General features: G+C 65.9%; 27 protein-coding genes. 17 read left to right on the top strand and 10 right to left on the bottom strand.

Translation table 11 applies throughout. The features are described 5' to 3' along the window. Positions 1 to 82: 82 nt before the first annotated feature. The 4 genes from VGU00_RS00335 to VGU00_RS00350 all read left to right on the top strand — a co-directional run bounded on the left by VGU00_RS00335 (position 83) and on the right by VGU00_RS00350 (position 3,193). A complete protein-coding gene (locus VGU00_RS00335) occupies positions 83 to 1,483 on the top strand; it encodes a S41 family peptidase (RefSeq protein ID WP_327464343.1) in 1,401 nt (466 codons plus the stop codon). 13 nt (positions 1,484 to 1,496) lie between these two features. Then, a complete protein-coding gene (locus VGU00_RS00340) occupies positions 1,497 to 1,979 on the top strand; it encodes a disulfide bond formation protein B (RefSeq protein ID WP_327464345.1) in 483 nt (160 codons plus the stop codon). After that, complete coding sequence (locus VGU00_RS00345; protein WP_327464347.1) at positions 1,976 to 2,503, top strand: demethoxyubiquinone hydroxylase family protein; 528 nt, start codon at positions 1,976 to 1,978, stop codon at positions 2,501 to 2,503. The genes VGU00_RS00340 and VGU00_RS00345 overlap by 4 nt, the downstream gene beginning before the upstream one ends. A 78-nt stretch (positions 2,504 to 2,581) precedes the next feature. Continuing rightward, positions 2,582 to 3,193 (top strand): hypothetical protein, encoded by a 612-nt coding sequence (locus VGU00_RS00350; RefSeq protein ID WP_327464349.1) that lies wholly within the window; start codon positions 2,582 to 2,584, stop codon positions 3,191 to 3,193. A gap of 49 nt (positions 3,194 to 3,242) precedes the next feature. On the opposite strand, the gene VGU00_RS00355 is transcribed toward VGU00_RS00350, so the two are convergent. After that, positions 3,243 to 5,177: a S9 family peptidase gene (locus VGU00_RS00355; RefSeq protein WP_327464351.1), complete on the bottom strand. Its 1,935-nt coding sequence runs from the start codon at positions 5,175 to 5,177 to the stop codon at positions 3,243 to 3,245. 65 nt (positions 5,178 to 5,242) lie between these two features. On the opposite strand from VGU00_RS00355, the gene VGU00_RS00360 reads away from it, so the two are divergent. From VGU00_RS00360 to rplQ, 8 genes are all read left to right on the top strand, one after another. After that, positions 5,243 to 5,473, top strand: coding sequence for a hypothetical protein (locus VGU00_RS00360; RefSeq protein WP_327464353.1), 231 nt, complete (start codon positions 5,243 to 5,245; stop codon positions 5,471 to 5,473). Between the two features lie 80 nt (positions 5,474 to 5,553). Beyond that, a complete protein-coding gene (locus VGU00_RS00365) occupies positions 5,554 to 5,874 on the top strand; it encodes a hypothetical protein (RefSeq protein ID WP_327464355.1) in 321 nt (106 codons plus the stop codon). Between the two features lie 52 nt (positions 5,875 to 5,926). Continuing rightward, on the top strand, positions 5,927 to 7,270 hold the full coding sequence (locus VGU00_RS00370; protein WP_327464357.1) for a TldD/PmbA family protein: 1,344 nt from the start codon (positions 5,927 to 5,929) through the stop codon (positions 7,268 to 7,270). A gap of 4 nt (positions 7,271 to 7,274) precedes the next feature. Beyond that, positions 7,275 to 8,066 carry a 3'(2'),5'-bisphosphate nucleotidase CysQ gene (locus tag VGU00_RS00375; protein WP_327464359.1) on the top strand — a complete coding sequence of 264 codons (792 nt, stop codon included), beginning with the start codon at positions 7,275 to 7,277 and terminating at the stop codon, positions 8,064 to 8,066. Positions 8,067 to 8,266: 200 nt separating this feature from the next. Beyond that, positions 8,267 to 8,635, top strand: coding sequence for a 30S ribosomal protein S13 (gene rpsM / locus VGU00_RS00380; protein WP_077031818.1), 369 nt, complete (start codon positions 8,267 to 8,269; stop codon positions 8,633 to 8,635). 99 nt (positions 8,636 to 8,734) lie between these two features. Further along, positions 8,735 to 9,124, top strand: a complete 390-nt coding sequence (gene rpsK, locus VGU00_RS00385; protein WP_003040416.1) for a 30S ribosomal protein S11 — start codon at positions 8,735 to 8,737, stop codon at positions 9,122 to 9,124. A 100-nt stretch (positions 9,125 to 9,224) separates the two neighbouring features. Next, the gene (locus VGU00_RS00390) at positions 9,225 to 10,283 is read left to right on the top strand and encodes a DNA-directed RNA polymerase subunit alpha (protein WP_058803170.1); all 1,059 of its coding nucleotides are present in this window, start codon (positions 9,225 to 9,227) and stop codon (positions 10,281 to 10,283) included. A gap of 109 nt (positions 10,284 to 10,392) precedes the next feature. Then, positions 10,393 to 10,815 carry a 50S ribosomal protein L17 gene (rplQ, locus tag VGU00_RS00395; RefSeq protein WP_327464362.1) on the top strand — a complete coding sequence of 141 codons (423 nt, stop codon included), beginning with the start codon at positions 10,393 to 10,395 and terminating at the stop codon, positions 10,813 to 10,815. A 76-nt stretch (positions 10,816 to 10,891) separates the two neighbouring features. Here rplQ and VGU00_RS00400 read toward each other — a convergent pair whose 3' ends face one another. From VGU00_RS00400 to VGU00_RS00410, 3 genes are all read right to left on the bottom strand, one after another. After that, a complete protein-coding gene (locus VGU00_RS00400; protein WP_327464363.1) occupies positions 10,892 to 11,767 on the bottom strand; it encodes an SDR family NAD(P)-dependent oxidoreductase in 876 nt (291 codons plus the stop codon). 212 nt (positions 11,768 to 11,979) lie between these two features. Then, positions 11,980 to 12,588 carry a TetR/AcrR family transcriptional regulator gene (locus VGU00_RS00405; RefSeq protein ID WP_327464364.1) on the bottom strand — a complete coding sequence of 203 codons (609 nt, stop codon included), beginning with the start codon at positions 12,586 to 12,588 and terminating at the stop codon, positions 11,980 to 11,982. Positions 12,589 to 12,740: 152 nt separating this feature from the next. Continuing rightward, positions 12,741 to 13,529, bottom strand: a complete 789-nt coding sequence (locus VGU00_RS00410) for an SDR family oxidoreductase (RefSeq protein ID WP_327464365.1) — start codon at positions 13,527 to 13,529, stop codon at positions 12,741 to 12,743. A gap of 73 nt (positions 13,530 to 13,602) precedes the next feature. Here VGU00_RS00410 and VGU00_RS00415 point away from each other — a divergent pair, with 73 nt between their 5' ends. Continuing rightward, the gene (locus VGU00_RS00415; RefSeq protein ID WP_327464366.1) at positions 13,603 to 14,040 is read left to right on the top strand and encodes a helix-turn-helix domain-containing protein; all 438 of its coding nucleotides are present in this window, start codon (positions 13,603 to 13,605) and stop codon (positions 14,038 to 14,040) included. On the opposite strand, the gene VGU00_RS00420 is transcribed toward VGU00_RS00415, so the two are convergent. Continuing rightward, positions 14,041 to 14,523, bottom strand: a complete 483-nt coding sequence (locus VGU00_RS00420; protein ID WP_327464368.1) for an SRPBCC family protein — start codon at positions 14,521 to 14,523, stop codon at positions 14,041 to 14,043. Positions 14,524 to 14,570: 47 nt separating this feature from the next. On the opposite strand from VGU00_RS00420, the gene VGU00_RS00425 reads away from it, so the two are divergent. After that, complete coding sequence (locus tag VGU00_RS00425) at positions 14,571 to 14,897, top strand: metalloregulator ArsR/SmtB family transcription factor (RefSeq protein WP_327464370.1); 327 nt, start codon at positions 14,571 to 14,573, stop codon at positions 14,895 to 14,897. A 54-nt stretch (positions 14,898 to 14,951) separates the two neighbouring features. Here the strand turns inward: VGU00_RS00425 and VGU00_RS00430 are convergent, their stop codons facing one another. From VGU00_RS00430 to VGU00_RS00440, 3 genes are all read right to left on the bottom strand, one after another. Continuing rightward, the gene (locus tag VGU00_RS00430) at positions 14,952 to 16,799 is read right to left on the bottom strand and encodes a M2 family metallopeptidase (protein ID WP_327464372.1); all 1,848 of its coding nucleotides are present in this window, start codon (positions 16,797 to 16,799) and stop codon (positions 14,952 to 14,954) included. 74 nt (positions 16,800 to 16,873) lie between these two features. After that, complete coding sequence (locus VGU00_RS00435) at positions 16,874 to 17,626, bottom strand: alpha/beta fold hydrolase (protein WP_327464374.1); 753 nt, start codon at positions 17,624 to 17,626, stop codon at positions 16,874 to 16,876. A 44-nt stretch (positions 17,627 to 17,670) separates the two neighbouring features. Continuing rightward, the gene (locus VGU00_RS00440; protein WP_327464376.1) at positions 17,671 to 18,318 is read right to left on the bottom strand and encodes a 2-hydroxychromene-2-carboxylate isomerase; all 648 of its coding nucleotides are present in this window, start codon (positions 18,316 to 18,318) and stop codon (positions 17,671 to 17,673) included. Between the two features lie 126 nt (positions 18,319 to 18,444). Here VGU00_RS00440 and VGU00_RS00445 point away from each other — a divergent pair, with 126 nt between their 5' ends. The 3 genes from VGU00_RS00445 to VGU00_RS00455 are packed head-to-tail and all read left to right on the top strand — an operon-like array spanning position 18,445 to position 21,587. Next, on the top strand, positions 18,445 to 18,891 hold the full coding sequence (locus VGU00_RS00445; protein WP_327464377.1) for a MarR family transcriptional regulator: 447 nt from the start codon (positions 18,445 to 18,447) through the stop codon (positions 18,889 to 18,891). Continuing rightward, on the top strand, positions 18,891 to 19,991 hold the full coding sequence (locus VGU00_RS00450; RefSeq protein ID WP_327464378.1) for an HlyD family secretion protein: 1,101 nt from the start codon (positions 18,891 to 18,893) through the stop codon (positions 19,989 to 19,991). Before VGU00_RS00445 ends, VGU00_RS00450 begins: the two co-directional genes overlap by 1 nt. A 6-nt stretch (positions 19,992 to 19,997) precedes the next feature. Then, positions 19,998 to 21,587 (top strand): MDR family MFS transporter, encoded by a 1,590-nt coding sequence (locus VGU00_RS00455; RefSeq protein ID WP_327464380.1) that lies wholly within the window; start codon positions 19,998 to 20,000, stop codon positions 21,585 to 21,587. A 45-nt stretch (positions 21,588 to 21,632) separates the two neighbouring features. On the opposite strand, the gene VGU00_RS00460 is transcribed toward VGU00_RS00455, so the two are convergent. Both VGU00_RS00460 and lysA read right to left on the bottom strand, forming a co-directional pair. Next, complete coding sequence (locus tag VGU00_RS00460) at positions 21,633 to 22,397, bottom strand: siroheme synthase (RefSeq protein ID WP_327464382.1); 765 nt, start codon at positions 22,395 to 22,397, stop codon at positions 21,633 to 21,635. 2 nt (positions 22,398 to 22,399) lie between these two features. Further along, entirely contained in the window at positions 22,400 to 23,659 is a 1,260-nt protein-coding gene (gene lysA / locus VGU00_RS00465) for a diaminopimelate decarboxylase (RefSeq protein WP_327464384.1), read from the bottom strand. Positions 23,660 to 23,668: the final 9 nt, after the last annotated feature.

Genomic DNA, 23,668 nt, shown 5'->3' on the forward strand with positions numbered 1-23,668 from the left:
GCTTGACGCCTGCGCAAATGCGTAGGAGGATGGCGCGCCGGGGTATATATGGCGGGAAATCCCGCCTGAGTGAAAGACGCTGATGACCGACTCGACCAAAACCGCACCGTCCCCGAAGCGCCGCTTCGCGCTGTGGCAGGGTGCCGCCGCGCTCTCGACGCTGGCACTGGTGCCGCTCGCGACCGGTGCGATGGCGACCGTCGATTCGAAAACGCAGGAAGAAATTTCGCGCTTCATGGATGTCTATCTCGAGGTGAAGTCGAATTATGTCGAACAGGTCGACGATTCGAAGCTGATCGAAGGCGCGATCAACGGCATGCTCGCCAGCCTCGACCCGCATTCGGGCTATCTCGACGCGCGCGGCTTTTCGAACCTCCGCACCCAGACCGACGGCGAATATGGCGGCCTCGGCCTGTCGGTGACGATGGAAGACGGCGTCGTGAAGGTCATCGCACCGACCGCCGACACCCCGGCCGACAAGGCGGGGATCAAGGCGGGCGACTATATCACCCACATCAACAAGGAACTCATCTTCGGCCTGACGCTCGACGAAGCGGTCGAACAGATGCGTGGGCGTCCCGGCACCAAGATCGACGTCACCGTCGTACGCGAAGGCCAGGACAAGCCGATCGAAATGACGCTGACGCGCGAAATCATCGACCTGAAACCGGTGAAATGGGAAGTCAGCGGCGACGTCGGCGTGCTCACGGTCACCAATTTCTCGGCCGACGCGACCACCGACCTCAAGGCCGCGATGATGGCGGTCGAAAAGTCGCTGGGCAAGAAACCGCGCGGCTGGATCCTCGACCTGCGCTCGAACCCCGGCGGGCTGCTCGACGAAGCCGTCGGGATCAGCGACCTGTTCCTCGAACGCGGCGAGATCGTCTCGCAGCGCGGCCGCAAGAAGGGCGATATCGAACGCTATTTTGCCGAACCCGGCGATCTCGCGGGCGGCGCGCCGGTCGTGGTGCTGATCGACTCGGGCTCGGCCTCGGCATCCGAAATCGTCGCGGGCGCGCTGCAGGACCAGCATCGCGCGGTCGTGATGGGCGAACGCAGCTTCGGCAAGGGATCGGTGCAGACGGTGCTGCCGCTGACCGACACCACCGCGCTCCGCCTCACCACCGCGCGTTACTACACGCCGTCGGGCCGCAGCGTGCAGGAAGGCGGGATCGACCCCGACATCCGCGTGCCGCAGCTCAGCGACCCCGATTATGCGTCGCGGCCGAAGTTCCGCGAAAGCGACCTGCGCCGCCACCTCGTCAACGAAAAGAAGGTCGACAACGGCCTGCTCGAAAAGGACGAAAAGGCCGATCCGCGTTTCAGCGCGACGGCTGCCGAGTTGAAGGCCAAGGGCATCGAGGATTTCCAGCTGCATTATGCGCTGCAGACGATCGGCCGCATCGGTCCGACCGCCCCGCGCATGGCGCAGGGCGGCAAACCGCCGGCCAAGCCGGCCGCCAAGCCCACCGCGCGCAACTAAGGGGCCCGCCGACATGCCGAATTCGCGCCTCGCCGCGCCCGTCGTCGCGTTCCTCGCGCCGCTGCTGCTGTATGGCGGCGCGCTCGTGTCGCAATATGGCTTTGGCCTCCACCCGTGCGAAATGTGTTACTGGCAGCGCTGGCCGCACCAGGCCGCGATCCTGCTCGCGCTGCTGGCGCTGATCGTTCGCCGCAGCGACAAGGCGATGCGCACGCTGACCTTGCTTGCCGCGGTCGCGATCGCGATCAGCGGCGCGATCGGGATTTTCCACGCCGGGGTCGAATATGGTTTCTGGGAAGGCGTCACCACCTGCGCCACCGGCGCCAGCGGACCGGTCACGCTCGATTCGATCATGAACGCGCCGCTGATCCGCTGCGACACTGCGCAATGGACGTTGCTGGGCATCTCGCTCGCGGGATTCAACGCGATCTTCTCGCTGGGTGCCGCTGCGTTCGTCTTGACCTTGCTGCGCCGGAAGACCACATCGGCGGCATGACGCAAGCAAAGACCGGCAAACGCACCGCATCGATGATCCGCGTCGACCAGGCGGGCGAATATGGCGCGACGCGCATCTATGCGGGGCAGCTCGCGGTGATGGGCGATCGCCACCCGATGGCGCGCGAGATCGCGCATATGGCCGAACAGGAAGAACGGCACCGCAAATTTTTCGACGCCATGATCGCGAAGCGCGGGGTGCGCCCGACCGCGCTCCAGCCCTTCTGGAACGTCGCCGGTTTCGCGCTCGGCGCGGTGACCGCCGCGATGGGCCCGCGTGCCGCCATGGCGTGCACCGCCGCGGTCGAGACCGAGATCGATCGCCATTACCAGCACCAGCTCGACGAGCTTGGCGACAGCGACCCCGAGCTCAGCGACGCGGTCGAGGATTTTCGCGCCGAGGAGCTGGAGCATAAGGAAGCCGCGCTCAAAGCAGGCGCCGAAAGCGCGCCCGGCTACCCGATTTTGAGCTTCGCCATTCGCGCCGGTTGCCGTGCAGCCATCGCGCTGTCGAAGCGTATCTGATACATAGCCCCACCGCCCCGTTCATGACGGATGCAGGGTCGCGGTGTCATGCCGCATCAAAGTGAAAAGGAAGATCCGATGTCCCGCCTGCCCCTGTTCGCGCTGATCCTCGCCGGCAGCGCCGCCGCCCTGCCCGCCGCCGCGCAGGAGGCCCCGGCCGACGTCGACAAGATCAACCAGGTCATCGTCTATGGCGACGACCGCTGCGAACAGTCGAGCCCCGACGAAATCGTCGTGTGTAACCGCCTGCCCGAATCCGAACGCTATCGCGTGCCGCCGATGCTGCGCGGCAACCCGCTCGACGTGCGCAACGAAGCCTGGGCGAACAAGGTCGTCGCGCTCGAACGCGTCGGCCGCTTCGGCACCGACAGCTGCTCGCCGACGGGCCTTGGCGGCTTCACCGGCTGTACCCGCGCGCTCGTCGAAGGCGCGCGCGCCGAAAAGAAGGCCGCCGACAAGACCGACTGGCAGGCGATGATCGCCGACGAACGCGCCAAGCGCATCGCGGGCATCGACGCCGCCGCCGACGAGGTCGAAGCCGCCGTCGTCGCCGAAGAGAAAGCGCTCGCCGAGCGCCAGAAGGCCGCCGAGGAACTCGAACGGCAGGCCAGCGGCCTGGCGCCCGCCCCGACCGCGCCCGACGAAGCCGACGCTGCCCCGCTGCCGACCCCGCCGCAGCCGCAGCCGTAATCCACTTATTGTCATCCCGGCGAAGGCCGGGATGACGTTCGCTTTGACCTCAGTTCAGCAGATACTGCTTCCAGAAGAGCAGCGACGCCCAGAAATTATAGTCGGCATTTTCCTTCTTCGCGAAGCCGTGCCCCTCGTTCGTACCGACGAGGTGCCAGGCGGTGCCGCCATTCTTGCGCACCGCCGCGACGATCTGGTCGGCTTCCGACGCCGGAACGCGCGGATCGTTCGCACCGGTGACGATGAACAGCGGCTTCTTGATGTCGGCGACGCGCGTCAGCGGCGAAATCTCGATCAGCTTCGCGCGCTGCTTCGGATCGCGCTCGTCGCCATATTCGACGCGGCGGAGGTCACGGCGATAATCCTGCGTATTTTCGAGGAAGGTCACGAAGTTCGAGATCGCGACGACGCACAGGTTCGCGCGCAGCTTGTCGGCATAATGGGTCGCGGCGGCATAGCACATATAGCCGCCATAGCTGCCGCCGGTCAGCCCGAAGCGCGACGCGTCGAGCGCCTTGTCCTTTGCCAGATAGTCGAGGAAGGCGCCCATGTCCTTGACGCTGTCCTCACGCTTGAACGGTCCGTTGTCGAGGCTGACGAAGGTCTTGCCATAACCGGTCGAGCCGCGGACGTTGGGATAGAAGACCGCGATGCCAAGCTCGTTGAGCAGATAATTGTTGCGGCCGAGGAAGCCGGGGCGCGACTGACCCTCCGGCCCGCCGTGGACATTCATGATCAGCGGGCGCTGGCCGGGGAATTTCTTCGGGTCGGGGCGATAAAGGAAACCCGATACCTCGAGCCCGTCGAAGCTCTTCACCTTGACGACTTCGGGCTCGACATTCTGCGTGACGTCGAGGCCGCCGGTCTCGCTTTCGGTCCAGCGCGTGACCTTGAGCGTCCGGGGATCGACGCTGTACGCATCGGCCGCGGCGCGCGCCGAGGTGAAGCTGAAGCCGATGTCGCCCCACGGCGCAATGTCGATGCCGCCGATGATCCCCGCCGGCAGGTCGACCGTGCGGACGGTGCCGCTCGCGACGTCCATCACGCGCAGCTTCGACATGCCCGCTTCGTTGACGACATAGGCGATGAAACTGCCGTCGTCGGCGATGTCGAACGTATCGACATCCCATTTTTCGGCCGGTCCCCGCGGCGTGAACTTGCCCGTCTTCGGATCGAGCGTGCCGAGCCGCTGGAAATCGCTGCCTTCGTCGCTCGTGCCCCAGATCGTGCCGTCGGGCGCGAAGGCGCCGCCGCCAACCGCAATTGCCTTTTTGTGATCGCCGATCGGCGTCATCGCGCCGGTGGCAAGGTCGAGACGGAACAGGTCGGTCTTTTGCACCGAGACATACTTGCCGACCAGCGCCCAGCTCTTGTCGGGCGAAAAGTCGCTGACGCCCCAGCCGCCGCCCTCGACCTCGGCCACCAACCGCGTCGCCGCGGGATTGCGCGGGTCCATGGCATATATGTCGCTGTCGCGACCGTTGCGGCGCGTCGAGGTGTAGGCGACGAGCGTGCCGTCCTTGCTCCACGCGTTGATGCCGTTGCGGCTCTTGCCGTCGGTGAGCAGGTCGAGCCGGCCGTTTTTCATCGCATAGATCTGGTAGAATTCATTGCCGCCGATATCCTTCTGGACGAGCATGATGTCGGCGGTCTTCGGCGACCATGCGGCGGAACCCACGGGTTCGGCCTCAAAGGTCAGCTGCTTGCGTGCGCCCATCGGCGTCGCAACGCGGTGAATCTGGCTGGTATTGGCAAAACGCGTCGCGATCAGCATCGACTTGTCGACCGGGTTCCAGCCGACGAAGCCCGCGCCGCGATTTTCCATATAGGGCCGCGTCGCGGCGGAAAGGTCCGCCGGCACCTCGGGCATGCCGTCGGCGACCAGCGCGGCGGGCTTCGGCTCGACCGCGGGCTTGGTCGCCTCCTGCGCCAGCGCGGGCGCGAGCGGCAAGGCAAGGGCGGCGACGAAAGTCAGGTAGCGCATCGATTTTCCCCGGTTGCGTGTTTTTTGGATGGACTCGAACTAGACGCTAGCGACCGATGCCTTGGATGCAAGTCGACCAACGCGCCGCGGCGCTCGACGACTGGCAGCAATTCCGAGGCTTATCCGCGACGAATATTGCCGATTTTGCAGCATTTTGGCGATCCGACGCGATTTGGTTGCGAATCCGCGACGAATCGAACGCAAAAATTAACGAATCGCTGGCAAGCTGTCTTGACTCGGGAGTTTTTGGGGCAAATCGTGCGGTTCTGGGAATCGCCAGCCTAAGGGGGCTGTAAACATGGCATCAGCATTCGGACCGCGCCTGTGGAGGCGCACGGCAGTCAGCGTGCCGCCGGCACGGAGTCTGGGCCGCCGAATGACCTGGCATGCTGCCGCCGCGCTCCTCGCCTTTGCCGCGCTTCAGATCTGGGCGGTCACCGCCGCGATCGCCGCCGGCGCCCCCTCGGCCTTCATCGTCGTCGCGCTCGTCATGCTGCTCGCGCTCGCGCTGCCCGTCGCGCGATCGACCGAACGCCGCTGGTATCATCTCAGCCGTCAGGCGCTCGCAAGCTGGGGCCTGCACGCGCGTTTCCGCCGCGATGTCCGCCGCCTCTGGATCGCCGCGCTCACCCTGCCCTTCCTGTGGGTCAGCGGCGCGATGGCCGCGACCGACGCGATCGCCGCAATCATCCGCTAATCCGTTCCGACCGAGGTTTGACGCTTTGCCGCGCGCCGTATAGGGCGCGGCTATGCTGACCGTTTCCGAAGCCCTCGATCGCGCCCAGATGCTGTGCGCCGCCGCGACCAAAGCCGGCGCCGATGCCGCCGACGCGCTCTATTATTGCAACGCCGCGACCTCGGTCTCGATGCGGCTCGGCGCGCTCGAGGATGTCGAACGGTCGGAGGGGCAGGATATTTCGCTGCGCGTCTTCGTCGGCCAGCGGAGCGCGAGCGTGTCGACCGCCGACATGGACGCCGGCGAACTCGCGAAGCTGGTCGAGCGCTGCGTCGCGATGGCGCGCGAGGCGCCCGAGGATCCCTATGCCGGGCTCGCGCCCGAGGAACTGCTGTTCAAGGGACCGGTCCCCGACTTCGACCTCGACGATGCCAGCGAAGCCGATCCCGCCGCGCTGCGCGCTGCCGCGCTGGCGACCGAAGAAGCCGCGCGCGCCGTCGCCGGCGTGACGAACAGCGAAGGCGGCAGCGCGAGCCACAGCCGCACGCGCTTCGCGCTCGCGACGAGCCACGGCTTTGCCGGCGGCTACGGGTCGAGCGGCCACAGCCTGTCGGCGAGCGTGATCGCGGGCGAAGGCGCCGCGATGCAGCGCGACTATGGCTGGCACAGCGCGCACCACCTCTCCGACCTCGAAAGCGCCGCAGAGATCGGCGCGCGCGCCGGAACCCGCGCCGTCGCGCGGCTGAACCCCGGCAAGGCGCCGACCGGCAAGCTGCCCGTCGTCCTCGACCCGCGCGTCAGCGGCGGCATCGTCGGCCATCTGCTCGGCGCCATCGCCGGCCCCGCGATCGCGCGCGGGACGAGCTTCCTGCTCGGCAAGGAAGAGCAGATGCTGTTCGACAGCGGCATCGTCATCCGCGACGAGCCGCATCGCGCGCGCGGGCTGCGCAGCCGCGCGTTCGACGGCGAAGGCCTGCCGACCGCGGCGCGCGACATCGTCGCGAACGGCAAGATCACCGGCTGGCTGCTCGACAATGCGTCGGCGAAGCAGCTCGGCCTCGCCCCCACCGGCCATGCCAGCCGCGGCGGCGGCGCGTCGGGGGTTGGCGCCAGCAACCTGCATCTCGCGGCGGGCGCCATGACGCCGGCGGCGCTGATCGCGGATATCGCCGAGGGCGTCTATATCACCGAGCTGATCGGCCAGGGCGTCAATCCCGTCACCGGCGACTACAGCCGCGGCGCGTCGGGCTTCCTGATCCGGGGCGGCGAAATCGCGGGCCCGATCGCCGAATTCACCATCGCGGGCAATCTGGTCGACATGTTCGCGGCGCTCGTCCCCGCGAACGACCTCGAATTCCGTCACGGGACCAACGCCCCGACGCTGCGCATCGACGGCATGACCGTCGCGTCGAGCTGACGCCTTGCCGGGTCGCAACCTCGAAGCCGTGATCGCCGCGACGCGCGAGGTCGGCGACATGGCGATGGCGCGCTGGCGCGGCGAGGGGCGGCCCGTCGACGTCTGGCACAAGTCGCACGACAATCCGGTCAGCGACGTCGACCTCGCGGTCGATGCGCGATTGAAGGCCGTGCTCGGCGCGATGGTGCCCGAAGCGGGCTGGCTGTCCGAAGAGACCGCCGACAATGAGGACCGCCTGTCGTGCCGCGCGATGTGGTGCGTCGACCCGATCGACGGCACGCGCGACTTCATCCGCGGCCGCCCCGGCTGGTGCGTATCGGTCGCGCTCGTCGTCGACGGCGAGCCCGAACTCGGCGTGCTCTACGCCCCCGCGCTCGACGAGCTGTGGGTCGCGCAAAAGGGCAAGGGCGCGACATTGAACGGCGAGACGCTGCGTGCCAGCCGCCGGATGATCTTCGACGGATCGCGCGTCCCCGCCGACAGCCTGCCCAAGATCGACCGCGACCTGATCATGGTGACCAAGCCGAACAGCATCGCACTGCGCATGGCGCTCGTCGCCGACGACCGCGCCGACCTGGTCGCAACCTTGCGCTGGGGTTTCGAATGGGACGTCGCCGCGGCGGCACTGATCGCCAGCGAAGCGGGGGCGACCGTCACCGACGCCTTCGGCGAGCCGCTGAAGTTCAACACACCGCGCGCGCAGGCCTTTGGCGTCATCGCCTGCGCCCCCGGAATCCACCGCGCGGTCGTCGCCCGCTTGCATGACCGGGCCGTCGCTCTTACATCGCATCCGTGACCGCCCGTTCCGACAAGCATTCCACCGCAGTTCGCTTGACTTTCGGCACGACTCACCCTAACTGCGCCAGCATTCCGACAGCCTGACCGGACGGCGAAGCGTCTTCGTGCGCATCGTGGTCCGTTTTTTGCGTTGGAAATTCAGACGCTTTGAGATGGGGCCGGTTGCCTACGGCCCTGTGGAGCAGGAGAAAGTTACCAATGGCACGTATCGCGGGCGTCAATCTGCCCACCAACAAGCGCGTGATCATCGCGCTCACCTACATCCACGGCATCGGCCGCAAGACCGCCGTCGACATCGCCGACAAGCTGGGCATCGACCACACGCGTCGCGTTCAGGATCTTTCGGACGCCGAAATCCTGCAGATCCGCGAAACGCTCGACGCCGACCACACGGTCGAGGGTGACCTTCGCCGCACCACGGCGATGAACATCAAGCGCCTGATGGACCTCGCCTGCTATCGCGGTCTGCGTCATCGCAAGGGCCTGCCGGTCCGTGGCCAGCGCACGCACACCAATGCGCGCACCCGCAAGGGCAAGGCCAAGCCGATCGCCGGCAAGAAGAAGTAAGGTCGAGCGCGCCCTTTCGGCGCGCTTCCTTGCTTTCCCTGCCGGGGCAGCGGCGAACCGCCCGCCACCGGCCATTCAGGATTAGGTTAGGATTATATCATGGCTCGTGAACCGCAGCGTCTTCGTCGGCGCGAACGCAAGAATATCTCGTCGGGTGTGGCCCACGTCAACGCGACCTTCAACAACACGATGATCACCATCACCGACGCGCAGGGCAATGCGATTGCCTGGTCGAGCGCCGGCATGATGGGCTTCAAGGGCAGCCGCAAGTCGACCCCGTACGCCGCCCAGGTGTGCGCCGAAGACGCCGGCAAGAAGGCCGCCGAACATGGCGTCCGTACCCTCGAAGTCGAAGTCAAGGGCCCGGGTGCGGGCCGCGAATCGGCGCTCCGCGCGCTACAGGCGGTCGGTTTCCACATCACCTCGATCCGCGATGTGACCCCGATCCCGCACAATGGCGTCCGCCCGGCCAAGCGCCGCCGCGTCTGACGTCCTTTCGGGCGCGTCCCGCCGGGACGCCGCCCGTTTCAAATCCTCGCTGGACGGTCAGTCGACCCCTGTCCGTCCCGCCCAAAGCAAAGGGAAGTCCATGACTGTCAATATCCGGAACTGGCAGGAATTGAAGAAGCCCAGCAACCTGGAAATCAAGGCTGGCAGCGACGGCAAGCGCAAGGCGACCTTCGTCGCCGAACCGCTCGAGCGCGGCTTCGGCCTGACGCTCGGCAACGCGCTGCGCCGCGTGCTGCTCTCGTCGCTCCAGGGTGCGGCAATCACGTCGATCAAGATCGAGAACGTGCTCCACGAATTCTCGAGCCTTGCCGGCGTGCGCGAAGACGTCACTGACATCGTCCTCAACGTGAAGCAGATCGCGCTCAAGATGGAGGGCGAAGGCCCGAAGCGTCTTCAGCTTTCGGCGACCGGTCCCGCGACCGTCAAGGCCGGCGACATCATGGTGTCGGGCGACATCAAGGTGATGAACCCGAACCATGTCATCTGCCACCTCGACGATGGCGCGACGCTGAACATGGAACTCGTTGCCGACACCGGCAAGGGCTATGTCCCCGCGACCGCCAACCGTCCGGTCGACGCGCCGATCGGCCTGATCCCGGTCGACTCGCTCTACTCGCCCGTGCGCCAGGTCGCCTACAAGGTCGACAACGCCCGCATCGGCCAGGAACTGGACTATGACAAGCTGAACCTGACCGTCGAAACCGACGGCACGGTCACCCCGGAAGACGCCGTCGCCTATGCCGCGCGCATCCTCCAGGACCAGCTCCAGGTCTTCGTCCACTTCGAAGAAGCGATGAACGACAGCGGCCTCATCGGCATGGCGGCTTCGCCCACCACCGCCGATGAATCGGACGTCAACCAGCTCAACCGCTTCCTTCTCAAGAAGGTCGACGAGCTGGAACTGTCGGTCCGTTCGGCGAACTGCCTCAAGAACGACAACATCATCTATATCGGTGACCTCGTTCAGAAGACCGAAGCCGAAATGCTCCGCACGCCGAACTTCGGCCGCAAATCCTTGAACGAAATCAAGGAAGTGCTGTCGTCGATGGGCCTGCGCCTCGGCATGGACATCCCCGGCTGGCCGCCGGAAAATATCGAGGAAATGGCCAAGAAGCTCGAACAGGAACTTCTCGGCTGATCTTGCGCCCCGGCTTCGGCCGGGGCCCACAACGGGAATGGGTTGCCCCGCAATGCAACCTGGCTTGGGGTACCTTAAACGGCCCCTCTGACAAACGAAGGAATGGATTATGCGTCATAAATCGGGTGGCCGGAAGCTTCAGCGCACGAGCGCGCATCGCACGGCCCTGTTCCGCAACATGTCGGCCTCGCTCATCAAGCATGAGCAGATCATGACGACCGTCGCCAAGGCGAAGGAACTGCGTCCCTACGTCGAAAAGCTGGTGACGCTCGCCAAGCGCGGTGGCCTTGCCAACCGTCGCCTCGCGAACAGCCGCCTGCTCGACGACACGCAGCTCAAGAAGCTGTTCGACGTTCTCGCCGAACGCTACAAGGACCGCAACGGCGGCTACACCCGCATCATCAAGGCCGGCATCCGCGCCTCGGACGCGGCGCCGATGGCAGTCATCGAATTCGTCGACCGCGACGTCGATGCCAAGGGCCAGGATTCGGGTCCGGTGGAACAATATGACGAGGATATGGCCGAAGCCTGAGCTTCGCCTCTTCGCTGAACGATCAAGGGCGGCGTCCGGCAGGACAGCCGCCCTTTTTCATGGCCGGATAAGTCCGCTACGCCGCCACCCCCGACAAGCGCGCGCAATCGTCCCACATCGCCGTGCACGCCGCGTCGTCGCGCGCCAGCGCCGACGGTTCGATCCGCACCAGCGCCGGATTGCGCACCGACCAGTAATCGCCATGCGTCTCGGCATAGGCCGGCGCCGCCGCCAACGCCGCGAGATATTCGCCCGACAGCGCGATCGTGCTCTTGCGGTCGCGCTTCATCGTCAGCGGCACGATCAGGCTGACCAGCGACGCAACGATCTTCCCGCTCGACCGCGCGAGCCCGGTCCATGGCACATAGCCGGGGTCGAAGCTCATCGCCGCGAGGTCGGGACGGCGCCGCGCCAGCTCGCGCGCCGTCATGATATTGGCGAGCTTCGACGAACTATAGGCGCGGAATACTTGCGCCCGATCCTTTTTCGGCAGCGTCGGGTCGCGATCGGGATATGCCAGCCATTCGGCATTGGCGTGCGCGGGGGGCGTGACGATCGTCTTTTCCTCGGGATCGTGCGTGCCGCTGCCCGTCAGGATCACCCGCGCGCCCGGCGCGAGATGCGGCAGCAGTTGGAGGAGCAGCCGGAAATGCGCGAGCTGGTTGACCGCGAAGGTCCGCTCGAAACCCTCGGCGCCAACTTCCAGCTTCGATGTCTGCAGCCCGGCATTCAGCACCAGCGCATCGACCGCCGGCCCCTTTGCTACCGCCTCGGCAAAACGGTCGACCGAAGCGAAATCGTCAAGGTCGAGCGCCAGTGCCCCGGCGCCCCACGCCGCATCGACCGCCTCGGGACGCCGCGCCCCGATCGTCAGCCGGTGCCCGGCGGCGGCCAGCCGCCGCGCCGCATTGGCCCCGAAACCCGATGTTGCACCCGTCATCACGATATGCATAGCCTGTGATCCTTATTTGGTTGGTTGACCAACCAAATAAGCCGGCGCGATGCGATGCGCAAGGGGGATCGCAGAATCGCTCCTTACGGCATCCATTCATGCGCCCCGGCGAAAGCCGGGGCCCATGAATGACAGCACCGCGCCATATGGGCCCGGCTTTCGCCGGGGTGCAAACAATCATATCTTGAAAAATCGCCCGACAGGCGGGCGGATCAGCCCTCGCCAAGCCCCGCGCGCGTCCCGGCCGCCCATTCGGCGAGTGCCGCATGCATCGGGAAATCGGGCTGCGTCAGCCACGACAGCATCATCCCCTCGAACGCCGCCTTGGTCATCCGCGCGCGCAGCCGGTCGCGGTCGTCGACCGCGTCCCGCCCCGCGCCCGCGGCGAACACCATCGCCAGCCGGCTGCGGATCGCTTCGTTCGCAACCTCGAGCCGCGCCGCAAGCCCCGGATCGTTCATCGCGCGCACGCCGAGCGACAGGCGGACGCGGAACAGGTCGCGATTGGCCTCGAGCGTCTCGGCCGAAAAGCGGACATAGGCGTCGAACAGCTCCGCGCGCGGGGTCGCCGCGACCAGCGCGTCGATCTCGGCCATATAGTGCGCGGTCGCGCTGTCGACTGCGGCTTCGAGCAGCGCATCCTTGCTCGCGAAATGATAATGGAGCAGCCCCGGATTGACCCCCGCCTCGGCGGCGATCGACTTGACATTGGTGTCGGCGAGCCCGTCGCGCGCGACCGCACGGAATGCCGCGTCGATCAGCTTGTCGCGCGTGCCCTGTCCGGGAGCGCCACGTCCGGGGGTGGTCTTCGTCGCTGCCATGCTCGCGCGATAGGCCATGGGGACGGGTTTGGGCAAGGTGGGGGGGCAGTCATCGCCCCCATTCGTCATCCCGGACTTGATCCGGGATGACGATGAGGAAGAAGGCGACCTTCGACAGCCGGCCGCCTTCTCATTCCTTCACGCAGCCTCGCTCACCGATAACGCGGCGCCACATCGCGCTTCGACAGGTTCGGCCCCATCGCCAGCCGCGCGGCATAATAATCCTTCCACTGGCCCTCGTCGGCGAGCGGCGGGATCGTGATTTCCTCGCCGCGATCGAGCCCGGTCAGCGCCGCGTCGACGAGGTCGCCCGCGTCCATGATCATCTCGGCGGGAAAGGCTTCGATATCCTTGCCCGATCGCTCCCAGATCTCGGTGCGCGTCGCGCCGGGCAGCACCGCCTGCACATGGAAGCCCTGTTCGCGGCCGTTCGCGGCGAGCGCGTGGCTCAAATTGAGCAGGAACGCCTTCGACCCGCTGTACACGCCCTCGAACATTTCGGGGGCGAGCGCGAGGACCGAGGCGATATTGACGATCGCGCCCTTGCCGCGCGCGCCGAACGCCTTGCCCGCCGCTATGCCAAGCCGCGCCGCGGCGGTGATGTTGAGCGCGATGATCGTCTCGATCTCGGCGGCGCTATTTTCCAGCGTCCCGCCGTTCAGCGACATGCCGGCATTGTTCACGAACAGCGTCACATTCGCATCCTTGATCAGCCGTTGCTCGATCTGCGTCACATCGTCGCTCTTGGTGAGGTCGGCGGCGATCACATCAACCGCGACGCCATGCTCCGCGCGCAGCTTTGCGGCCAGCTCCTCCATCTGCGCACCGTTGCGCGCGACGAGGATCAGGTCGTGGCCGCGCTTTGCGAGGCGGTCGGCATAAACGGCGCCAAGGCCGGTCGAAGCACCCGTGATCAGGGCCGTTCCATCGGGAATCGTCATTGTCATTCTCCTAAACAGGCGGCCCTCGATTGGGTCACTTGCAAAATGATAGTGACTGTCCCATATTCCTTCAATGGGTACGCAAGAAAATAATTCGGGCACCTGCCCCGTCGACCGCGGGCTGATGCGCGTCGGCGACCGGTGGAGCATGCTGGTGCTGCGCGACATCGAACGCGGGCTCACGCGTTACGAGCAGCTGCGCACCAGCCTCGGCATCGCGCCGAACATATTATCGCGGCGCCTGTCGGCGCTGGCCGAGGCGGGGCTGATCGCGAAGAACCGCTACAGCGCGCGCCCGCCGCGCGACGAATATCTGCTCACCGATGCGGGGCGCGATTTCCTGCCGATCCTGATGGCGATCGGCGCATGGGGGCGCAAATATAATGGCGGCGGCGCGCTCAGCCGCCACCTCGACGCCGAGACGGGCGAGGCCGTGCGCCCGGTCGTCGTCGATGCCAACACCGGCGCGCCGATCGGCTCACGCCCGCTCCGGATGGAATATCCGGACTAGTTACTTGTACATGCCGTCGCGCAGGTTGATCCCGTGCTCGATCCAGACCTTGAGCGCGCACAGCATCTGCGACCAGCCCTGGCAATTGCCGTAGGATGCGCTGAGCGCCCCCTGGTTCTCGCGCCAGCCTTCCTCGGCGATCTCGACCAATGTGCGGCCGTCGTCGAGCGCCTTGAAGCTCATCGTCACACGCGTGCGATAGTCCGAATCCTTGGGTTCGCTGCCTTCGACATTGTGCGCCTCGCCTTCGCTCGCCTGCCATTCGAGGACGATCTTCTCATCCTCGACGACCTCGATCACATAGACGGGGAAAGCGCCGGGAAAGTCGTGGAAATCCCATTCCACCGTTGCGCCGGTTTCGAGCCGCCCTTTGGCGCCGCCGGTCGTGAAATAGTTCGACAGTTTCGCGGGGTCCGCGACCGCCTCGAACACCTCGTGCACCGGCTTCGCAATCCGCGCCGCAACCCGAAACTTCAGTTCCATCGACATTCTCCGCTTGATTCTCTCCCATTATGTTATATATTTATAACATGTCAATCCACGAAGAATATGACAAGGTTTTCAAGGCGCTGTCATCGCACGTCCGCCGCCAGATCCTCGACGACCTCAAGGATCAGCCGCTGACCACCGGCACGCTGTGCGACAACTTCGCCAACATCGACCGCTGCACCGTGATGCAACATCTGAAGGTGCTGGAGGACGCCGGCCTCGTCATCGCCGAACGCCGCGGCCGCACCCGCTGGAACCACCTCAACGCGATGCCGATCCAGGACATCCACGACCGCTGGATCGGCCCCCACGCCGCCGCGGCGACCGCCCGGCTCGCGCGCTTCAAACAGGCGGTCGAGGCGCAATGAAAAAGGCCGGGGCGTCGTCACCCCGGCCTTTCTGCTTTCCGGCAGCTGGCTGGTTTACCAGCCCTGCGGCTTGCCCTTATTCTGCTCGTCGAGCCAGGCTTTGAGCGGCGCGAAATAGTCGGCCATCGCCTTGCCCGACATGTCGCGGTTGCCGGTGAAGGCTTCGAGCGCGTCGGGCCACGGCTTCGATGCGCCCATTTCGAGCATCGCATTCAGCTTCGCGCCGACCTCCTTGTTGCCATAGAAGGAACAGCGGTGGAGCGGACCGGTCCAGCCCGCCTGCTTGCACGCAGCTTCGTAGAACTGGAACTGCAGGACGCGCGCCAGGAAATAGCGCGTGTAGGGCGTGTTGCCCGGGATGTGGAACTTCGCCCCCGCGTCGAACGCGTTCGCCGGCCGCTCGCCCGGCGGGACGATGCCCTGATACTGCGTGCGCAGCTGTGTCCACGCCTTGTTGTAATCGGCGGGCTTGATCGTGCCGTCGAAGACGCCCCAGCGCCAGCGATCGACGAGCAGGCCGAACGGCAGGAACGCAACCTTGTCCATCGCCTGCCGCAGCAGCAGGCCGATATCCTTGTCGGCGCTCGGCACCTTCGCCTTGTCGAGCAGGCCGATGTCGACAAGATATTGCGGCGTGATCGACAGCGCGACGAAATCGCCGATCGCTTCGTGGAAGCCGTCGTTTGCGCCGTTGAGGTAGAGGAACGGCTGCTTGTTATACGCGCGCTGGTAATAATTATGCCCCAGCTCGTGATGGATCGTCGTGAAATCGTCCGAGTTCACCTTGATGCACATCTTGATGCGGATGTCGTCCTTGTTGTCGATATCCCACGCCGACGCGTGGCAGATGACTTCGCGGTCGGCGGGTTTCAGGAACTGGCTGCGCTTCCAGAAGGTTTCGGGCAGCGGCGCCATGCCCAGCGACGAATAGAAATTCTCACCCGCCTTCACCATGTCGAGCGGCGTCTTGCCTTGCGCGGTCAGGAGGTCGCCGACGTCATAACCAAGGTCGCCCGAACCCGCCGGGGCGACGAGCGGGTAGATATTGCCCCATTCCTGCGCCCACATATTGCCGAGCAGGTCGGCGCGGATCGGTCCGGTCTTGGGCTGCACCGCATCGCCATATTTCTCGTTCAGCTTCCAGCGGACATAGGTGTGGAGCGCGAGGTAGAGCGGCTTCACTTCCTGCCACAGCCGTTCGGTCGTCTTGGCGAACTCCTCGGGCGACATGTCGTAGCCCGACCGCCACATCGCGCCGGTGTTCGCGAAGCCCAGCTCCTTCGCGCCTTCGTTCGCGATGCCCACCATGCGGGCATAATCGTCCTTCATCGGCGCGCCGACATTGTCGTGCCAGCTCGTCCACATCTCGGCGAACTGCGCGGGCGTGTTCTGGAGGTTGCCCATCTCGGCCTCGATGTCCGAGCCCGAAATCTCCTTGCCGTTCAGCGTGCCGCGGCCCTTGCCATATTGCGACTGCAGGTCGGTTGCGATCTGGTTGAGTTCGGTCGCCGCACCCGGCTTGGTCGGCGCCGGAAGGACAAGGCCGGTGCGCAGGATGTCGAGCTTGCGCTTCGTATCGGCGCTGAGCCCCGCAACATCCTTATATTTGGCGGCTTCCAGGGCATATTTGACCGATTTTTCGGTCCCCACCGCATTGATCCGCGACGCCATCGCATCGGTATCTTCGGTCAGATAGGTGCTGTTGACCCAGTTCACCTGGCTCGCTTCGACCGTATAGTCGAACAGATCCTTTTCGGCGGCGGCGATAAAGGCGTCGGCGTCGGCTGCGGTCGGTTTGGCCGTGTTCGCCGCCGATGCCGCGGGCTTTTGGTCCGCCGCGACGGCGGGTCCGGCGACGGCAAGCGACAGGGCAAGCGACAGGCTTGAAATCATGGCTTTCATGGGGTGCGTCCTCTGGATATTCGGGCCGCGCTCTGCGGCGCATGGCGACAGCTAGGCGCTTGCCGCGAGTCCGGTCAAGCCGCGAGGAACGCTGCGATCGCCTCGCCCAGTCCGGCCTCGGTCACGCTCGACATATGCGTCCCCGGAATCGTCGCCAGCCGGGCGTCGGGCAACGCCGCGACCAGTTCCTCCGCCGATCCATTATCCTGGTCCTGCTCGCCGCACACGACGAGCGTCGGCATCGTCAGCGCCGCGAGCATATCGGGGGTCGTGTCGGTGAAGCTGTCGAGCAGGTAGCCCGCCGCGATACGATCGACCTTCATCGTCTTCATGAACTGGATCGAAAGCCAGGTGTCGTCGCCGCGCTTGGCGCTTTCATATTCGGCGATCACGCGCTTGAAGAATTGGCCGCGCCGCTGCCAGCCCGCGAGCCCCGCCAGTCCCATCCCGCCGAGGATCAGCCGCCGCGGCTTCATGCCGGCGACCACCGCGCGCGCGCTCGTCCGCGCGCCGAGCGAAAAGCCGCCGAGGTCGAAATCGCCCAGGCCGAGATGCGCCACCAGGTCCTGCAAATCATGGACCAGCACGTCGGGCGGATAATGTTCCTCCTCATGCGGCGCATCGCTCGCCCCGTGGACGCGCAGGTCGGGCATGATCACGCGGTAACCCTCGGCCGCAACGCGCGCCGCAGTGCCGAACTTGATCCAGTTGACCTCGGCGTTCGAGAACAGGCCGTGGAGCAACAGCAGCGGGCGACCTTCGCCCATCTCGCGCCACGCCAGCCGTACGCCGTCGCGCGCCTCGAAAAATTGGGGTTCGATCGTCATGCGCCGCGCTATGCGCTCTTCATGCCCGCTTCGGCAAGCGCCGATCAGCGCGGGCGCAGCCCCTTTTGCTCCATGCGCCACTTCGCCATTTCGATGCGATCCTGCCCGAAGAAGGGCTCCCCATCGAAGACGAGCGTCGGCACGCCCCAATGGCCGGCGATCTCGAGCGCGACCTGGTTGGCCGCGATCTCGTTATCGAGCGTTGCGGCATCGCGGACCACTTCATCGTCGAGTTCGGTGAGATCGAGGCCCGCACGCTTCGCTGCTCCGGCAAGGTGGTCGCCAAGATGCCAATCCTGCGCCCCGCCCCAGATGAGCTGGCCCACCTCATGCGCAAAGGCGAGTCCCTTGCCGCGCCGCGCCGCCGCCTGCCCCAGCCGCGTAAGGCGATAGATATAGGGTTGTTCGGCGGCGATCGCGCGCGTCGCTATATCCTGGACGATCGGGTCGGGGCGCGGCGGGCCGAACGGGATGCCGTGGAATTGCGCGACGCGGATCATGTCGCGCACCGTATAGCTCAGCCAGTTGGGATGGTTGCGCTCGAAAAAGTCGGGCTGGCGCACCGCGAGCGGATAGACGGGCCGCAGGTTGATTGTGACGTCATGGCTCGCCGCGAGCGCGCGGTAACGGCCGATCGCAAGGTAGCTGTACGGCGAACGAAAGGACCAGAAAAGGTCGGCGGTCAAAGTCATCCCCACATCCTGCCCAAAAACATGCCCCACGCAAGCAGTGTAAAGAAAATTTACACCATATTCGAGACTGTTGGCAATCCCCAGACCCGGTTGAATATAGTAGCAATTGCTATTATATCCTATGACATGAGTGAAACCATCGGATTCCTGCTGAATGACAGCGCGCGCCTGTTCCGGCGGTCGTTCAATGCGCGTACGAAGGACAGCGGGATCACTGCGCTGCAATGGCGGCTGATTACCTATCTCAAACGCCATGAAGGCATTCGGCAGGGACCGCTTGCCGAATTGATCGAGGTCGAACCGATCACGCTGTCGCGCATGGTCGACCGGCTGGTCGAGGCCGAACTGGTCGAGCGCCGTGCCGACCCCGCCGACCGCCGTGCCTGGCAGCTGTACCTGACGCCGCGTGCGGGCGAGATGCTGAACGGGATGCGCCCCATCGCCGACGCGCTGACCGCCGAAGCGATCGAAGGATTGAGCGCAGCCGAAGTCGAGCAACTCACCGACCTTGTCGAGCGCGTCCGCGCCAATTTGTCCCGCCGCATCTGCCAAAAAGAAAAAGAGATCGTTTGATGGACCAGCTCTCCCCATCCCGCCCGAAAGACGAAGAGGTGACAACCCCCAAGGCCGCGCCGAAGGCCGACCCCCTGCCCGCGCCCGCACCGGCGGCCGAGGCCGCCCCCAAGGCGAGCTGGCGCACGCGCCTGCTGATGTTCGGTCTGCCCGCCCTGCTGATCGCGGGCGGTGCCGGCTGGTGGCTGACGAGCGGCGGATCGGTGTCGACCGACAATGCCTATGTCCAGATGGACAAGGTGTCGGTCGCCGCCGAAGTCGGCGGCCGGATCACCGAAGTCGCGGTGCGCGACGGACAGCAGGTCGCAAAGGGCCAGTTGCTGTTCCGCATCGACGGCGAACCCTATGCATTGACCGTTGCGCAGGCGACCGCGGCGATCGACGCCGCCGAAGTCGAGGTCGGCAATCTGTCGGCGAGCGCGAACACGTCGAGCGTCGACATCGCCGCGGCGCGCGAGGATGTGAAGTTCGCACAGGTGACCTTCGACCGGCAGGCGGCGCTGATGGAAAAAGGCTTCACGACGAAGGCCGCCTATGATGCCTCGCGCCACGCGCTCCAACAGGCACGAGAGAGCGTACGCCAGGCCGAAGCCGCAGCAGCCGAAGCGCGCACCAAGCTTGCCGCCGGCCCGTCGAGCGGGATCAACCCGCAGGTCGAGGCCGCGCGCGTCCAGCGCTCGCAGGCGCAAGTGAACCTTGGCCGCACCACCGTCCGCGCCCCGAGCGCCGGCCGCATCGCGCAGTCGGACCGGCTACAGGTCGGCCAGATGATGGTCGCGGGACTCCCGGCAGTCACGCTGGTCGACACCGCGCATCCGTGGGTCGAGGCCAATTTCAAGGAAACCGACCTCGCCGACATGCGCGTCGGCCAGCGCGCCGAAATCAGCTTCGACGCCTATCCGGGCGTGAAAGTGCGCGGCCATGTGCTGACGATCGGCGCGGGCACGGGCAGCGAATTTTCGGTGCTGCCCGCGCAGAATGCGACGGGCAACTGGGTCAAGGTGACGCAGCGCGTGCCCGTCCGCATCGCGTTCGACGAAAAGCCGTCGCGCGACATGATCGCGGGGCTGTCGGCCGACGTGCGGGTGTTTACGAAGTAACGTCCCGTGGCGAGCAACGCCCTCCCCCGCAGTCCGTCCGCCACGGCGCTGCCTGACGACGACAGCATCCCGCTGCACGAACGCGTGCGCTATCGCGGGCTGCTGACGGTTGCGGTCATGGGCGCGTCGATCATGCAGATCCTCGACACGACGATCGCCAATGTCGCCATCCCGCACATGCAGTCGGCATTGGGCGCGACGAGCGAGACGGTGACGTGGGTGTTGACGAGCTATATCCTCGCCTCGGCGGTCGCGATGCCAATCACCGGCTGGCTCGCCGACCGCATCGGGCGGCGCGAACTGTTCATGGCGGCCGTCATCGGCTTCATCATCGCATCGATGGCGTGCGGCGCGGCGCAGACGCTCGAACAGATGGTCGCCTTCCGCTTTTTGCAGGGGGTGAGCGCGGCCTTTATCGGGCCGCTGTCGCAATCGGTGATGCTCGATATCAACCCGCCCGAACGCCACGCGCGCGCGATGTCGATCTGGGGCATGGGGATCATGATCGGGCCGATCCTGGGCCCGATATTGGGCGGCTGGCTGACCGAAAGCGTCAACTGGCGCTGGGTCTTTTACGTCAACCTGCCCGTCGGCCTGCTCACGCTGGCGATGATGTGGGCGCTGCTGCCCAAGACAAAAAGCGTCACGCGGCGTTTCGACCTGTTCGGTTTCTCGATGCTCGCGCTGGGACTCGCCGCGCTCCAGCTGATGCTCGACCGCGGCGCGCATCTCGACTGGTTCGACAGCATCGAAATCTGGATCGAGCTGGCGGTCGCGGTCTCGTGCCTGTGGATGTTCGTCGTCCATATGTTCACCGCGCGCGCGCCGCTGTTCAGCCGCCTGATGCTCGCCGACCGCAACCTCGTCACCGCGATGGGGTTCATGATCGTGATCGGCGTCGTGATGTTCGCGTCGATGGCGCTGCTGCCGCCGATGCTGCAGAATCTGTTCGGCTGGCCGGTGATCGATACCGGCATCGTCCTCGCGCTGCGCGGGATCGGCATCCTCGCCAGCATGTGGGTCGCGGGGCAATTGCTCGGCAAGATCGACGCGCGCTGGATGGTCGGCACCGGGCTGCTCATCGCCGCTTACTCGCTCTGGCAGATGAGCCACTGGTCGCTCGAAATGGGGATGCAGCCGGTGATCATCAGCGGGCTGGTGCAGGGACTCGGCATGGGGCTGATCTTCATCCCCTTGAACACGATGGCGTTCGCGACGATCCAGCCGCAATATCGCACCGACGGATCGAGCCTGCTCAACCTGTTCCGCAGCATCGGCGCGTCGGTCGGCATCTCGGTGGTCACCACGCTGCTCGGCGCCAATATCCAGACGAGTCATGAGGATCTGGCGGCGCATGTCACCAACAGCTCGGTCGCGCTGCTCGACCCGTCGACCGCCGACCGCTTCGGTATTGCGGGCGACACGGCGATGGCGATGATCAATGCCGAGATCAACCGGCAGGCGGCGATGGTCGCCTATATCGACGATTTCTGGCTGATGATGTGGGTGACGCTGGCGTCGGTGCCGCTGGTGCTGTTGCTACGCCCGCCGAAACCGGGTGGGCCGAAAGCGTCGGCGGCGGATATGGGGCATTAGCGGCGATGTCTGCCCGGGACAGGTAAAGCAGCTTCGCCTTCACCCTCAATCGAGCCATATCGACAAGCCCGCAGGCGGATCGACGGGCGGGGCGTCGGCGACATGGCGCGCCGCATCGGCCCGCGCGCGGGCGAGGATCGCGGGCGGTGCGGCCGGCCGATGAAAGATGTGGTCGGCCTCGCCGAGCAGGCGCGCGGCGCGGAGCGTGAGATCGTCGGGGTCGGCACTGGTCAGTGCGATCGTTTCGAGGCGCGATGCGGGAATGGCGGCATCGGCGGCAAGCCAGATGTCGATCCTGTCTGCAGCATCGTCGTCGAGCGGATCGAGCGCGCCACCCTTCGCCAGCGCGGCGTCGATTGCGCGACGCCGATCGGCAGACGCCGGCCAGCGCATTTTCATCGCACCTCGCGCCGCATGAAGCGCCGACGCGAGCGCGCCGAGACGCGCAGGAAGCAGCGCTTCGATCCGCTGGCGAACCGCCTTGGCGAGCCCCGCCGAAGCGCCGCCGGTGCCGATCGCGATCGTGACGGGCGCGCGGTCGACGATCGCCGGGGTCGTGAAGTCGCAGAGGTCGGGGCGATCGACGACATTGACGAGAAGCCCGCGGGCGCGGAGCGACTCTGCGGCGGCGCGCGCTTCATCCGCATCGCCCAGCGCGACGAAGGCGAGGGTCGCGCCCGCTTCCCACGTTGGAACAATGCGCCCGCCGGCGCGCTCGACCAGGCGCGCTTTGGCGTCGGCAGCCTCCCCCTCCCCGACCAGCACGACCGTGCGGCCGCTGAGGTTCAGGAAGATGGGAAGCTGCTCCATCGTCAGTCGATCCAGTCGGGGACGCGTTCGGCCGCCATGATCGTGCCCGCCGCAATACGGTCGGCAACGACGACATAGCGGTCGCCGTCGACGAGCACCTCGGGAACGAGGCTGCGGCTGTTGTACGTCGACGCCATCGTCGCGCCATAGGCGCCCGCGGTGCGGAAGACCGCGAGGTCGCCTTCCTCGACCTTGTCGGTCACGCGGTCGCGCGCAAAGGTATCACCGGTTTCGCACACCGGGCCGACGATCGACGCGGTCATCGTCTCGCCCGACGGCTTCACCGCCACGAAGTCGTGATACGCGTCGTAGAGCGCCGGGCGCGCGAGGTCGTTCATCGCGGCATCGACGATGACGAAGGGGTTGGTCGCGCCGGGCTTGACCCAGAGGACTTCGGTCAGCAGCACGCCGGTGTTGCCCGCGATCACGCGGCCGGGTTCGAACATCAAGGTGACGTCCCAATCCTTCGTCACGCGCGCGACCATCGCGCCATATTCGGCCGGCGACGGCGGATTGTCGTCGGGCTTGTACGGCACGCCGAGACCGCCGCCGAGGTCGACATGCGTGATGCTGTGCCCCGCAGCGCGCAGGTCGGCAATCAGGCGCCCGACGCGCTCGAACGCGGCCTCGAGCGGATCGAGGCTGGTCAGCTGGCTGCCGATATGCAGCGCGATACCGCGCATCTGGAGCCCCGGCAGCCCCGCGAGCCGGCCGAAGATTTCCGGCGCAACGTCGATACCGACGCCGAACTTGTTTTCGGCCTTGCCGGTCGAGATCTTGGCGTGCGTGCCCGCATCGACGTCGGGATTGACGCGCAGCACCGCGCGTGCGGTCGTTTCCTTGCGCGCCGCGATTTCGGCGAGCGCGACACCCTCGGGTTCATGCTCGATATTGAACTGGCCGATGCCGCGATCGAGCCCCAGCGCGAGTTCGGCGCGCGTCTTGCCGACGCCCGAAAAGACAATGTCGTCGGGCGCCATGCCCGCCGCGAGCGCGCGTTCGAGCTCGCCGCCCGACACGACGTCGGCGCCATAGCCCTGCCGCGCGAGCACGCGCAGAACGCCGAGGTTCGGGTTGCACTTGATCGCAAAGGCGATGTGCTTCTTCGGGATATCCTTCAGCGCGTCGCGGAATACCTGCGCATGGCGTTCGAGCGTCGCGCGCGAATAGACATAGACGGGGGTGCCGATTTCTTCGGCGATGCGCGGCAAGGGGATGTCTTCGGCGTGGAGAACGCCGTCACGATAGTCAAAATGATCCATTGGAAATTC

The sequence above is a fragment of the Sphingopyxis sp. genome (genome assembly GCF_035944815.1).
Classification (GTDB): Bacteria; Pseudomonadota; Alphaproteobacteria; order Sphingomonadales; family Sphingomonadaceae; genus Sphingopyxis.

What these genes read in the sequence shown, in the direction of transcription:
- VGU00_RS00335 (WP_327464343.1), top strand. Translation starts at nt 83, where the DNA reads ATGACCGACTCGACCAAAACCGCACCGTCCCCGAAGCGCCGCTTCGCG.
- VGU00_RS00340 (WP_327464345.1), top strand. Translation starts at nt 1,497, where the DNA reads ATGCCGAATTCGCGCCTCGCCGCGCCCGTCGTCGCGTTCCTCGCGCCG.
- VGU00_RS00345 (WP_327464347.1), top strand. Translation starts at nt 1,976, where the DNA reads ATGACGCAAGCAAAGACCGGCAAACGCACCGCATCGATGATCCGCGTC.
- VGU00_RS00350 (WP_327464349.1), top strand. Translation starts at nt 2,582, where the DNA reads ATGTCCCGCCTGCCCCTGTTCGCGCTGATCCTCGCCGGCAGCGCCGCC.
- VGU00_RS00355 (WP_327464351.1), bottom strand. Translation starts at nt 5,177, where the DNA reads ATGCGCTACCTGACTTTCGTCGCCGCCCTTGCCTTGCCGCTCGCGCCC.
- VGU00_RS00360 (WP_327464353.1), top strand. Translation starts at nt 5,243, where the DNA reads ATGCAAGTCGACCAACGCGCCGCGGCGCTCGACGACTGGCAGCAATTC.
- VGU00_RS00365 (WP_327464355.1), top strand. Translation starts at nt 5,554, where the DNA reads ATGACCTGGCATGCTGCCGCCGCGCTCCTCGCCTTTGCCGCGCTTCAG.
- VGU00_RS00370 (WP_327464357.1), top strand. Translation starts at nt 5,927, where the DNA reads ATGCTGACCGTTTCCGAAGCCCTCGATCGCGCCCAGATGCTGTGCGCC.
- rpsM (WP_077031818.1), top strand. Translation starts at nt 8,267, where the DNA reads ATGGCACGTATCGCGGGCGTCAATCTGCCCACCAACAAGCGCGTGATC.
- rpsK (WP_003040416.1), top strand. Translation starts at nt 8,735, where the DNA reads ATGGCTCGTGAACCGCAGCGTCTTCGTCGGCGCGAACGCAAGAATATC.
- VGU00_RS00390 (WP_058803170.1), top strand. Translation starts at nt 9,225, where the DNA reads ATGACTGTCAATATCCGGAACTGGCAGGAATTGAAGAAGCCCAGCAAC.
- rplQ (WP_327464362.1), top strand. Translation starts at nt 10,393, where the DNA reads ATGCGTCATAAATCGGGTGGCCGGAAGCTTCAGCGCACGAGCGCGCAT.
- VGU00_RS00400 (WP_327464363.1), bottom strand. Translation starts at nt 11,767, where the DNA reads ATGCATATCGTGATGACGGGTGCAACATCGGGTTTCGGGGCCAATGCG.
- VGU00_RS00405 (WP_327464364.1), bottom strand. Translation starts at nt 12,588, where the DNA reads ATGGCAGCGACGAAGACCACCCCCGGACGTGGCGCTCCCGGACAGGGC.
- VGU00_RS00410 (WP_327464365.1), bottom strand. Translation starts at nt 13,529, where the DNA reads ATGACGATTCCCGATGGAACGGCCCTGATCACGGGTGCTTCGACCGGC.
- VGU00_RS00415 (WP_327464366.1), top strand. Translation starts at nt 13,603, where the DNA reads ATGGGTACGCAAGAAAATAATTCGGGCACCTGCCCCGTCGACCGCGGG.
- VGU00_RS00420 (WP_327464368.1), bottom strand. Translation starts at nt 14,523, where the DNA reads ATGGAACTGAAGTTTCGGGTTGCGGCGCGGATTGCGAAGCCGGTGCAC.
- VGU00_RS00425 (WP_327464370.1), top strand. Translation starts at nt 14,571, where the DNA reads ATGTCAATCCACGAAGAATATGACAAGGTTTTCAAGGCGCTGTCATCG.
- VGU00_RS00430 (WP_327464372.1), bottom strand. Translation starts at nt 16,799, where the DNA reads ATGAAAGCCATGATTTCAAGCCTGTCGCTTGCCCTGTCGCTTGCCGTC.
- VGU00_RS00435 (WP_327464374.1), bottom strand. Translation starts at nt 17,626, where the DNA reads ATGACGATCGAACCCCAATTTTTCGAGGCGCGCGACGGCGTACGGCTG.
- VGU00_RS00440 (WP_327464376.1), bottom strand. Translation starts at nt 18,318, where the DNA reads ATGACTTTGACCGCCGACCTTTTCTGGTCCTTTCGTTCGCCGTACAGC.
- VGU00_RS00445 (WP_327464377.1), top strand. Translation starts at nt 18,445, where the DNA reads ATGAGTGAAACCATCGGATTCCTGCTGAATGACAGCGCGCGCCTGTTC.
- VGU00_RS00450 (WP_327464378.1), top strand. Translation starts at nt 18,891, where the DNA reads ATGGACCAGCTCTCCCCATCCCGCCCGAAAGACGAAGAGGTGACAACC.
- VGU00_RS00460 (WP_327464382.1), bottom strand. Translation starts at nt 22,397, where the DNA reads ATGGAGCAGCTTCCCATCTTCCTGAACCTCAGCGGCCGCACGGTCGTG.
- lysA (WP_327464384.1), bottom strand. Translation starts at nt 23,659, where the DNA reads ATGGATCATTTTGACTATCGTGACGGCGTTCTCCACGCCGAAGACATC.